This window comes from Actinosynnema sp. NPDC059797 (assembly GCF_042732085.1).
GTDB lineage: Bacteria > Actinomycetota > Actinomycetes > Mycobacteriales > Pseudonocardiaceae > Actinosynnema.
This window is the reverse complement of the sequence record NZ_JBHWIE010000237.1, coordinates 1-11,215: the sequence shown is the minus strand read 5'-3', so window position 1 is coordinate 11,215 and position 11,215 is coordinate 1. Positions and strand designations below refer to the sequence as shown.

The 11,215-nt window shown below is 74.6% G+C and carries 8 protein-coding genes; 4 read left to right on the top strand and 4 right to left on the bottom strand.

Annotation, left to right across the window (positions count from 1 at the left end):
- Together ACFV4N_RS32325 and ACFV4N_RS32320 are read right to left on the bottom strand one after the other, a co-directional pair.
- Nucleotides 1–1,920 (bottom strand): WD40 repeat domain-containing protein (locus ACFV4N_RS32325; RefSeq protein ID WP_499676433.1); only part of this gene is annotated, 1,920 nt, incomplete at its 3' end.
- 334 nt (nt 1,921–2,254) lie between these two features.
- Complete coding sequence (locus ACFV4N_RS32320) at nt 2,255–2,446, bottom strand: toll/interleukin-1 receptor domain-containing protein (RefSeq protein ID WP_499676432.1); 192 nt, start codon at nt 2,444–2,446, stop codon at nt 2,255–2,257.
- A 125-nt stretch (nt 2,447–2,571) separates the two neighbouring features.
- Between ACFV4N_RS32320 and ACFV4N_RS32315 the strand changes: the two genes are divergently transcribed.
- Nucleotides 2,572–3,105, top strand: a complete 534-nt coding sequence (locus tag ACFV4N_RS32315) for a hypothetical protein (protein ID WP_499676431.1) — start codon at nt 2,572–2,574, stop codon at nt 3,103–3,105.
- Nucleotides 3,106–3,181: 76 nt separating this feature from the next.
- Nucleotides 3,182–3,751: a DUF6461 domain-containing protein gene (locus tag ACFV4N_RS32310; protein WP_499676430.1), complete on the top strand. Its 570-nt coding sequence runs from the start codon at nt 3,182–3,184 to the stop codon at nt 3,749–3,751.
- 24 nt (nt 3,752–3,775) lie between these two features.
- On the opposite strand, the gene ACFV4N_RS32305 is transcribed toward ACFV4N_RS32310, so the two are convergent.
- Nucleotides 3,776–4,819: a methyltransferase gene (locus ACFV4N_RS32305; protein WP_499676429.1), complete on the bottom strand. Its 1,044-nt coding sequence runs from the start codon at nt 4,817–4,819 to the stop codon at nt 3,776–3,778.
- Between the two features lie 292 nt (nt 4,820–5,111).
- Here ACFV4N_RS32305 and ACFV4N_RS32300 point away from each other — a divergent pair, with 292 nt between their 5' ends.
- Nucleotides 5,112–6,554 carry a flavin monoamine oxidase family protein gene (locus tag ACFV4N_RS32300; protein ID WP_499676428.1) on the top strand — a complete coding sequence of 481 codons (1,443 nt, stop codon included), beginning with the start codon at nt 5,112–5,114 and terminating at the stop codon, nt 6,552–6,554.
- Between the two features lie 56 nt (nt 6,555–6,610).
- On the opposite strand, the gene ACFV4N_RS32295 is transcribed toward ACFV4N_RS32300, so the two are convergent.
- Entirely contained in the window at nt 6,611–7,384 is a 774-nt protein-coding gene (locus tag ACFV4N_RS32295) for a CPBP family intramembrane glutamic endopeptidase (protein ID WP_499676427.1), read from the bottom strand.
- 303 nt (nt 7,385–7,687) lie between these two features.
- Between ACFV4N_RS32295 and ACFV4N_RS32290 the strand changes: the two genes are divergently transcribed.
- Nucleotides 7,688–11,215 (top strand): SpoIIE family protein phosphatase (locus tag ACFV4N_RS32290; RefSeq protein WP_499676426.1); only part of this gene is annotated, 3,528 nt, incomplete at its 3' end.

Sequence of the window (11,215 nt, the reverse complement as noted above, 5' to 3'; positions counted from 1 at the left end):
GCGGTACACCGCGCGGGGGTCCTCGACGTCCCACAGCCGGACCGTGTCGTCGACGCTGCCGGTGGCGAGGACCCGGCCGTCCGGGCTGAACGCGGCTGCGGTGGGGAACATCCCGTGCTCCAGCTCCCGGGGCGGGACACCGGAGCCGGGGTCGAGGGGCCACAGCCGGCCGTTGCGCGCGCCCTCCGCCGTGAACAGCAACCCGCCGCCCGGCCGGTACAGCGCCGGCGCGGCGCCGTGGAGGTGGTTCCCGATGGGCTCGCCGACCCGGGTGGGCTGGAGCACCTCGGTGGTGCGCCACGTGGTGATGTGGTGGTCGGCGCCCGCCGTGGCGAGCCTGGTGCCGTCGGCGGTGAACACGACCTCGTTGACGGCGCCGTCGTGGTCGGTCAGCGGCAGGCCGATCCGCCGGGGCGCGGCGGGCGCGGTGACGTCCCACAGCACCGCCGTCCGGTCGCCGCTCGCGGTCGCCGGCGTCCTGCCGTCCGGGGAGAACGAGACGTCCCGCACGGACCGGCCGTGCGCCGTGATCGGATCGCCCAGCCGCACCGGCGCGGCCGGGTCGCGGACGTCGAACAGCGCGACCTCGGAACCTTCGCCCGCGGTGGCGGCGACGAGGCGGCCGTCCGGGCTGAAGGCGACGTCGCCGTGGTCGTCGAACACCCGGACCGGCGTGCTCAGCCTGCGCGGCGCGCCACCGGAGCCGACGTCCCAGAGGACCAGCCCGCCGCTGGTGGAGGCGAGGGTGCGGCCGTCCGGGCTGAACGCGGACGCGAGCACCCAGTTCGAGTGGTCGGTGAGCGGCGCGCCGAGCTGCTCCGGCCGGGCCGCCGGGTCGCTGTCCCAGAGGTGGGTCTCGCTGTGGTCGGCGGCGACCCAGTCGGCGGCGGCGCGTTCGACCACCCGCACGGCGCGCAGCGCGGAGCCGCGCTCGGTGAGGAGCTCGTCCAGCGGCGGCCACGCGGTCAGCAGCGCTTCGTGGGCGAGCCCGACCTGGTCGCCGTCCGCGGTGAGCAACCGGTGGTCGACGAACACCTCCAGCGCCACCCGCACGTCCGGCGGCAGCGAGTGGGCGGGGACCCGCCGCTGCGTGCGCCGGTCGTTGTCGTCCAGCGCGACCAGCCGGAACAACCCGGTGAGCACGTCGCGCTCGGTGAGGCCGCTGCGTTCCACCGCCGTGGCGAGCGCGTGGTCCGCCCGGCCGGCCGGCACCGCGTGCAGCGCCGTGAGGTGCCGGTACCCCGACTGGGCGGCCGGCGCGTCGTAGTCGGCGAGGCCGATCGCGTCGCCCCGGGTGCGGCCGTGCGCGAGCTGCTGCAGCGCGAACGCCAGCAGCGGCAGCGCCTCGCCGCTCGCGGTGTCGCCCACCAGCCGGGCGACCAGCTCGGGCCGCACGCGCAGGCCGGCGATCGACGCGGGCTCGGAGATGGCGAGCCGGAGCATGTCCCGGGCCGGTGGCCCGAGCAGGAACGGCTCGACCCGGTCGAGTTCGCCCAGCCCGCCGAGGTCGTCCAGGAACTCCGAGCGGAGCGTGATCACCACCTCGGTGGTCCCGCCGTCCAGCGCCCGCCGGAGCAACCGGGCGAGCCGGGCGCGCTCCCCGTCGTCGGCGCGGGTGAACAGCTCCTCGCCCTGGTCGATCGGGACGAGCAGCCGGGGGCGGCGCGGTCCCTCGGCCGGCAGCTCCTCGGCGAGGCGGCGGAGCCCGTCGTCGTCCGCCGGCCTCCCGCGGACCTCCTCCAGCCGCCAGGGCAGCCCGTGCCCGCGCGCGGTGGCGGTGACCGCCCGCGCCGGCGCCGACACCGGGTCGTCGCCGGGCCGCCACGGCGCGAGGCGGAGCCGGTCGCCCAGCGCCGGCACCAGCCCGGCCCGCAGCAGCGACGACTTGCCGCACCCGGACGGCCCGGTCACCGCGACCACGCCCCGCCCGGCGACCGCGCACGCGTGCGGCCAGCTCCCTGGTCTCGCCCTCGCGGCCGAAGAACACCCCGGTCAGCTCCTCGGTGAACGGTTCGAGGCCGGGGTAGGGGTTGTCCCCGTCGAGCCACTCGCCCCCGCCGCCGGCGTCGATGCGCTTGAGCGCCGAGAGCAGCCACCCCTTCGCCTCGGCGGGGTCCTGCCCGAGGTCGCTGTGCTGCCGGCGGTCCAGCAGCGGGTGCCGGTCCGGCGTGGTCCGCAGCGGCAGGATCCGGCACTGATCGAGTCGGCGATCGCGATCTCTGCGGTGCACCACGTCGAGAGCAGGTAGGAGGGGTCAGCAGGCACGCGACGGCGTCGCAGCGCCGCAGCTCCCGGTACAGCCGGGTTTCCAGTCCTCGCCCAGCTCGATGCCCCGCTGCCGGTCGCGGTCGAAGAACACGTCGTGCCCGGCGTCGCGCAGCCAGGCGAAGACCTCGCTCGCCAGTTCCCGGTCGCGCGAGGCGTAGCTGAGGAAGACCTTGGCCACGACACCCCCCGGACGGACACCCGCTGAGCGGTCGATCGTAGTAAGACCACGCCCCGCCCGACGGAGGTTCCCGGGATCGGAGGACTCCCGGTGTGGTCGCGCCGGCTCCGGGTACCCGCGCCCACATGATGAAACGTGCGCTGTGGCAGGGCCTGGTCGCCGGCGCGGCCGGGGTCGCGGTGATGACGGTGGGGGAGAAGCTGGAGCAGCGCCTGACCGGGAGACCGGACTCCCACGTCCCCGCCAGGGTGCTCCAGCGGCTGACGGGGATGGAGGAGCGCCCGGGGCGGCAACCGCTGCCGGTGAACTGGGCGATGCACTTCGGGCAGGGCGTGGTGCTCGGGGTCCTGCGGTCGGTGATGGCCAACGCCGGCCTGCGCGGCCCGTGGTCCTCGGCGAAGTTCGCGGTGGTGCGGCTGACCAACGACCAGATCCTGGAGAACGCCACCGGCGTCGGCGCCCCGCCGTCCACCTGGCCGCGCGGCGAGCTGGTGGTGGACCTGCTGCACAAGACCGTCTACGCCTTCGTCACCGGCGCGGTGGCCGACGCCCTCGCCGCCCGCTCCGGCCCGGGTCCCGGTCAGCGGCACGCGGCCCTCCGGCCCGGCCGGCACGCCGACGTCGGACCGCTGCCGCGCGACACGGCCCACGCGCGCTGACCGCCCCGGGGGGCGTGGTGGCCCCGGGCCGCCGGGCGTCGACCGGCGAGACGGCCCGGGTTCCTACGATCACCCGGTGGACGGGACCCCGGCCGAGGTGTTCGAGTGGCTGCACGACGAGGCCGTGGTGATGTGGTGCCTCACCTTCGTCGAGGCGGTGGGCGCGGACGACGTGCTGGCCGCGTTCGGGGCCGAGCCGCTGGGCGAGCCGGCGAGCTGGGCCACGCTGCCCGTGAACGCCTCCGAGCGGGGCAGCGGTGTCAGGGTGGCGCCGCTGGGCCGCTGGTCGTTGGCGATCGAGCTGGAGTCGATCCTCGGGAGCGGGGAACGCGTCCTGCGCGGGTTGTCGCGTGGCGGACGTGCCCTCAACCTCCTCCGCACCGGCTCGGGCCTGGAGCTGGTCCAGTACTGGGTGCGCGGTGAGCTGGTGTGCGGGTTCGAGCCCGGCATGGAGGAGTCGCGCGGCGGGGCGGCGCCCGACGCGCTCCTGGGTGACATGGCGGCGGTGGGCATGGTGAGCGGGTCGGGTCGGGAGGCCGAGGCGCCGGTCGAGGCGCCGTTCCTGCTGGCCCGGAGGCTGACTGGGATCACCGCTGACCGCGCGTTGGTGCTGGGTTCGGCCTGGCCTGCCGGGATCGCGGGGTGAGGCGGGAAGCGCCTGCCCGCGCCCTCACGGTGCGGGTACCCCTTCGACGATGGACAGGCGGGTGCCGGTCGGCAGCACGCGCGTCAGGCGGAGGCCCGCCCGGGTGAACAGGGCGTCGAAGTCGGCGCGGGTGCGCTCCCTGCCGGTGAAGGAGCTCATCATCAGCAGGTCGATGACCTTGCCCGGGTCGGGGTCGTTGCCCGGTGGGACCACCGCGTCGACCACCAGGACGCGGCCGTGCGGGGACATCGCCCGCCGGCAGTGCTCCAGGATGCGCAGGCAGTGCTCGTCGTCCCAGTCGTGCAGGATCCGCTTGACCAGGTAGGCGTCGCCGTGCGGGGCCTCGGCGAAGAAGTCGCCCGCGACGAGGTCCCAGCGGTCGTCCGCGCCGAGTTCGCCGAGGCGGTGGCCCCGGAGCACGTGCGGTTGGTCGAACAGCACCCCGCGCACGCCGGGGTGCTCGCGCAGCACGTCCAGCAGCAGGCCGCCGTGACCGCCGCCGACGTCGACCACCGTCGCGCCCGGCGGGAAGTCGCAGGCGCGGGCGACGAGGGGGTTCTCCGGGTCGGACATCGACGCCATGCCGACGTGGAAGATCGCCGCGGTGTCGGGGTCCCGGGCGAAGTGCTCGAAGAACGGCACCCCGAAGAGCCGGTCGAACGGCGACCTCCCGGTGCGCACGGCCTCCTCCAGCTCGCCGGCGGGCCGCCAGAACGACTCGTCGGTGAGCATCAGGACCGCCGGGCCGAACGACGACGGCAAGTCGGTGCGCAGCAGCTCCGCCGCCGGGGTGAGCGCGAATCGGCCGTCGTCGCCCTCGGTGAAGACCCCGCGCGTGGCCAGCAGCCGCAACGCCCGGTGCAGGTTGAGCGGGTCCGCGCCGACCGACCGGGCCAGCTCGGCGACCGGGCGCGGTCCCGCCACCAGGTGGTCGGCCACGCCCAACGCCGTCACGGCCCTCAGGGCGGCGGGCACCAGGTAGCTCAACGCGATGTCCATCAGGGCGAAGCGGGGATCGGTTTCCGCCGCCGGCCCGACCGGGCCGGGGGACTCCTCGACAGCTGCCACGCGGCGCACTGTATTGATCACACTCGGTGATCACCAGGGTGGGGAGCGGGTTTCACCCACCTGCCTGACGGGGGCCCGGTCAGGCAGGTCCAGCGGCGGTGCGGAACCGCGCGGCACCGCATTCGTGCGTTCTTGCCGGCCCATTTCCCTGCGCCGCGTTAATCCAGGCTCACCCCATCGTGGAGTGGTCGCCCGTCTTCCGCGCGAGTACGGTCCATATTCGAGGATGGCCACCTCTCCTGTCATTTTTCACAGCACGCGGTGGATATCGCCGGGATGATGAGGTGACCTCATGACCGTGGAAGTCCTGGACCTGCTCAGGGAAGGTCTGCCGGAAAGCTCCGCGCCGAAGCGGCGGATCGTCGTCGTGGGCGCCGGGATGGCCGGGTTGACCGCCGGCCTGCTGCTCAGGGACGCCGGCCACGAGGTGACGATCCTGGAGGGGCAGAACCGCCTCGGCGGTCGCATCCTGACCCACCGCGGGTTCGCCGGCGACATGTACGGCGAGTTCGGCGCGATGCGCTTCCCCGAGCAGCACCCGCTCGTGCAGCACCTGATCAAGAACCGCTTCGGGCTGGCGACCGCGCCGTTCCCCATGTACGACGAGGACACGTTCGTGTTCCTCCAGGGAAAAGGCGTGCGCCGCGGCGACTTCACCGCCGACCAGTTCAACTTCGACCTGCTGCCCGACGAAGCCGACAAAGCGCCGCACGAACTGCTCCGGCACACCGTGCAACCGCTCGTCGACATCATGGAGCACGAGGACCAGGAGAAGGCGTGGCACCGGCTCCTGACCGACTACGACCGGTACACGCTGCTGGGCTACCTCAAGGAGCGCGGCCTCAGCGACGGCGCGCTGTCCATGCTCGGCCCCCTGTTCAACCTGGAGGGCCGCTACCACTTCTCGCTGGTCGAGTGGTTCTCGCACTACTACGAGGACGTGTTCGGCCACCTCGTCTACATCGTCGACGGCGCGGACAGCCTGCCGCGCGCGTTCGAGACCGAGCTGATGGACCACATCCGGCTCGGCGCGCAGGTCCACGCCGTCGACCAGGGCGACCGCGAGGTGCGGGTGCACTACCGCACCGGCCGCCAGGCGCACGAGATCACCGCGGACGAGTGCGTCATCACCGTCCCGTTCGCCGGCCTGCGCCACATGGAGATCAGCGGGCTCGACCCGGACAAGTGGTACGCCATCCGCAACACCTACTACGGCCGCGCGCACAAGCTGTTCATGCAGTTCAGCGAGCGCTGGTGGGAGAGCGCGTACGGCATCACCCACGGCCTGACCGTCACCGACCTGGCGATCCGCAACGTGGTCTACCCGCCCGCCGGGCAGGACACGCGCTTCCGCAAGGGCGTCATGATCGCCTCCTACTGCTGGGAGCAGGACAGCATGCCGTACACGCCGCTGGCCGGCGACGAGTGCGTGGCGCAGGCGCTGGAGGACCTGGCCAAGATCCACCCCGAGGCGAAGGACACCTTCGAGTTCGGCGTCTACAAGGACTGGGCGCTGGACTGGTTCGCCTGCGGCATCGGCCCGCTGTTCCGCGCCTTCGAGATGAGCGAGAGCTTCTACGAGGACGTGATCCGGCCGGTCAACCGGGTGTGGTTCGCCAACGACGCGTGCGACCGGCGGCACCGCCGGTGGGTGGAGGGCGCGCTGAAGGCGGCCGTCAAGAACGCCTACGCCATCAACGAGGGCATGCGCGACGAGATGCCCTGGAAGGACTGAGGCCCCGGAAGGACTGAGGCCCCAGCCGGCGGGTGCGTCCTCGACGGCCCGCGGCGCTAGCCGGTCAGGACGCCGGTGGTGGTCAGCAGCAGGGCGACGGCGGGCAGGAAGTTGTTGACCTGGTGGGCCACCACCGACGCCAGCAGGTTGCCGGTGAACAGGCGGGCCAGGCCCAGCGGGATGGACAGCACCAGCAGCAGCGGGGTGCGCAGCAGCTCCAGGTGGGCGATCGAGAACACGGCGCTGGTCACCGCGAACACCACCCACCGGTTCAGGCCCCAGCGCTCGAGCGCCCGCCACAGCGCGCCCCGGAACAGCACCTCCTCGCCGATGGGCGCGACGAGCCACACCGCCAGGAAGGCGATCACGGCGGGCAGGGGGCTCAGCTCGCGACCGGCGAACGCGTCGCCGACCGCGGACGTGGCCTGCTCGTCGCCCACCCACAGCGCCCACAGGGCCGCCGCGGGCAGGGTGAGGAGCAGGCCGCCCGCGCCCAGCGCCAGGCCGATGCCGAGGTCGCGCCAGTTCCAGCGGAACGCCAGCTCGCGCCGCGCCCGCCCGGCTCGCGGACCGCCGCCCAGCCACGCCGTCCCGGCCACCGCGACGAGCGCCGCCAGCGTGATCGGCACGACCAGCAGCGTCAGCAGCGGCCAGGGCGGCAGCCCGCCGTCCTCGTCGAGCAGCCCGGGGTCGGCCGCGGCGAACGGCAGCAGCACCACCACGGACGCCACCACCATCGTCGCCTGGGCGGCGGCGAACACGGCGAGCATCAGCAGCCCGGCCCGGGTGGACGTCGCCGGCGGCGACGGGTCGTTCTCGGCAACGGTCACAACCGTGGATAACCCGAACGGACGGCCCGGCGCAACTCGGTCGCGACCAGGTCGCGGCGCAGGGGGGCCGGGCACGGGCGCCGGAAGACCCGGGCGCGCCCGGGAACGCGGCCGACGCGCACCGGCCGTCTCGTCATGTGAACGGCGCACCCACGGGGAAAGATGCCGTGCAGGTGTCCGACCGATCAGCCTGGGGTGACCGGTGCCAGCTTCCCCGACCACGCGTGCGCGCCCCGCCACGCGCCCGCGAGACGACGCGCGGGCCCCGCGCCCCCGTCACCGCGCCGAGGCGGGGGAGGCGCCGTGGTGATCCCCGCCGACCTGGTGTTCCCCGGCCGCGGCGAGATGGCCGCGCGGATGCGCGCGCACCCGTGGGCCGAGAGCGGCGCCGGCACGCCGGGCACCTGGCCCGCCGCGCTCCGGACGGCCGTGCGGATCTGCCTGACCTCGCGCTTCCCCATGATCCTGTGGTGGGACGAGGAGCTGCGGTTCCTCTACAACGACGCCTACCTGCCGCTGCTCGGCGGCAAGCACCCGGCCCTGGGCAAGCCCGGTGAGCGGGTGTGGCCCGAGATCTGGCACACCATCGGCCCGATGCTGCGGTCGGTGATGGCCTCCGGCGAGGCCACCTGGTCCGAGGACCTCCTGCTGCCGGTCAACCGGCACGGCTACTGGGAGGAGACCTACTGGACCTACTCCTACAGCCCGGTGCACGACGACGACGGCGTGGTGCGCGGCGTGTTCACCGCGGTCAGCGAGACCACCGAGCGCGTGCTCGGCGAACGCCGCCTGGCCGTGCTGCACGACCTCGGGGCGCAGGCGGGCAACGCGCGCAGCGTGGCCGAGGCGTGCGACCTCGTCGCCGCCGTGCTGGGCCGGGCGGGCTCGGACGTGCCGTTCGCCGCGATCCACCTGCGCCGGCCGGGCGCGGACGAGCCGGTGCTGGTCGCCACCAGCCCGCCCGGGGCGCTGCGGGAGGGCGCCGCCGCGTGGCCGCTGCGCGAGGTGCTGGACACCGGGGAACCGGTCGTGCTGCGGGACGTCGCCGAGCGGGTCGGCGCACTGCCCGCGGGCGGCTGGCGCACCCCGCCCGCCGAGGCGGTGGTGCTGCCCCTGACCGGTGACGCGGACGGCGAGCCGGTCGGCGTGGTGGTGCTCGCCGCGAGCGCGGGCCACGCGCTCGACGACGCCTACGAGTCCTTCCTCCAGCTCGTCGCGCGGCAGACCGCCGCCCTGGTCAACGCGGCGATCGCCTACGAGGACCAGCAGCGGCGCGCCGAGGAGCTGGCCGAGCTGGACCGCGCCAAGACCGCGTTCTTCTCCAACGTCAGCCACGAGTTCCGCACCCCGCTGACCCTGATCATGGGCCCGGTGGCGGAACTGCGGGACCGGTTCGCCGACGACGGGCCCGTCCGCGAGGAGCTGGAGGTCGTCCACCGCAACGGCCTGCGGCTGGGCAAGCTGGTCAACGCGCTGCTGGACTTCTCCCGCATCGAGGCCGACCGGGTGCGGGCGCGCTACGAGCCGGTGGACCTGGCCGCGTTCACCGCGGAGCTGGCCGGTGTCTTCCGGTCCGCCGTCGAGCGAGCCGGCCTGGTGTTCGAGGTGGACTGCCCGCCGTTGACCGGTCCCGTGCACGTGGACCGGGAGATGTGGGAGAAGGTCGTGCTGAACCTGCTCGGCAACGCCCACAAGTACACCTTCGAGGGTTCGATCCGCGTCTCGCTGGCCGAGCGGGACGGCCACGCCGTGCTGACCGTCGCCGACACCGGCATCGGCGTGCCCGAGCACGAGGTGCCGCGGCTGTTCGAGCGGTTCCACCGCATCGACGACGCCCGTTCCCGCTCCATCGAGGGCAGCGGCATCGGCCTGGCGCTGGTGCGCGAACTGGTCGGCCTGCACGGCGGCACGATCACCGCCGAGAGCACCGAGGGCGTCGGCACCACCTTCACCGCCCGGGTGCCCCTCGGCCACGCCCACCTGCCCGCCGACTCGGTGGTCGAGGCCGGTGGCGCGGACCTCGTGGTGTCGGGCGCGGCCGAGGCGTTCGTGCAGGAGGCCCTGCGCCGGCTGCCCGCCGGGGACGCGCCGCCCGACCGGGCCGCGGCCGACGGCGCGGCGGACCGGGTCACCCCGGTCGACGCGGGCGCCGCGCCGACCAGGGTGCTCATCGCCGACGACAACGCCGACATGCGCGACTACCTCCGGCGGCTGCTCGCGCCCGCCTACGAGGTCACCACGGTCACCGACGGCCGCGCCGCCCTGGACGCCGCGCGCCGGCACCGGCCGGACCTGGTGGTCAGCGACGTGATGATGCCCCGCCTGAACGGCCTGGAGCTGGTCGCCGCCCTGCGCGCCGACCAGCGGACGGCGGGCGTGCCGGTGCTGCTGCTGTCGGCCCGCGCCGGGCAGGAGGCATCCTCGGAGGGCCTGGACGCGGGCGCGGACGACTACCTGGTCAAGCCCTTCTCCTCGGCGGACCTGCTGGCCAGGGTGCGGGCGAACGTGCGGCTCGCGCGGCTGCGCAACCACCACGCGGCGTGGCGCACGGCGCTGACCGACTCGCTGCACGAGGGCTTCTTCGTCTGCGACGAGGAAGGCACCGTCGTCGAGGTCAACGCCGCGTTCACCGAGATCCTCGGCCACGGCCCGGAGGGGCTGCCTTACGCGTTGCCCCACCCGTGGATCCCCGAGGAGTCCCTCGACATCCGCGCCGCCCTGGCCACCGTGCTGGACAAGGGCGTGGGCTCCGGGACCGTCCCGGTCACCCACCGCGACGGGCACCGGCTGTGGGTGGCCGCCGCCTGCAGCCGCGTCCACGACCCCGACACCGGCCGCCGCGTGGTGGTCGGCACGTTCCGGGACGTCACCGCGGAGCACTACGCCGTGCAGCGGGACTCGGCGCTGGCCGCGCTGAGCGTCCGGCTGTCCCGGGCGGACACCCTGGACGAGGCGCTGGCCGGCGCGCTGGAGGAGCTGCGGTCGCTGTGGGACGCGCGCCGCGCGCTCGCCGTCACCTTCGGTACGACCGCCGAGCCGGAGGTGGTGTGCGCGGGCGACGACACCCGGTGGGGCGACCTGCCGGCGTCGCTGCGCGACTCGACCGACCGGCTGCGCGCCGGGCCGCCGCTCGTCCCGCACGTGGACGGGGCGGCGCACGCGGGCATCGCCCTGGAGCACCCGCGCGGCGTGCTCGTCGTCCTGGTCGACCTGGGCGGGCACCGGCCGTTCTCGGCGGAGGACCGGACGTTGCTGGTGCTGCTCGCGGGACACCTCGGCCAGGGCCTGCACCGCGTGCACCAGATCGACCAGCAGCGGGAGACCGCGCTCGCGCTCCAGCACGCGATCCTGGGCCCGCCGCACCTGCACGACGGCTTCGCGGTGCGCTACGAGCCCGCCACGCGCCCGGTGCGCGTCGGCGGCGACTGGTACGACACGATCGACCTGCCGGACGGGCGCATCGGCATCGTCGTCGGCGACTGCGTCGGCCACGGCCTCCAGGCGGCCACCGTGATGGGGCAGCTGCGCAGCGCGTGCCGGGCGCTGCTGCTCCAGGACTCCGGCCCGGCCCGGGTGCTGAGCGCCCTGGACCGCTTCGCCGCGACCCTGCCCGGCGCGCTGTCCACCACCGTGTTCTGCGGCGTGCTCGACCCCTCGACCGGCGAGCTGGTCTACTCGGCGGCCGGTCACCCGCCGGGGATCGTCGCGCACCCGGGCGGCGAGGTCGAGTTGCTCGACGGCGGCCGCTCGATCCCGCTGGCCGTGCGCCCGGACCGGCCCCGCCCGGAGGCCACCGCGGTCGTGCCGCCCCGCGCCGCCCTCGTGCTCTAC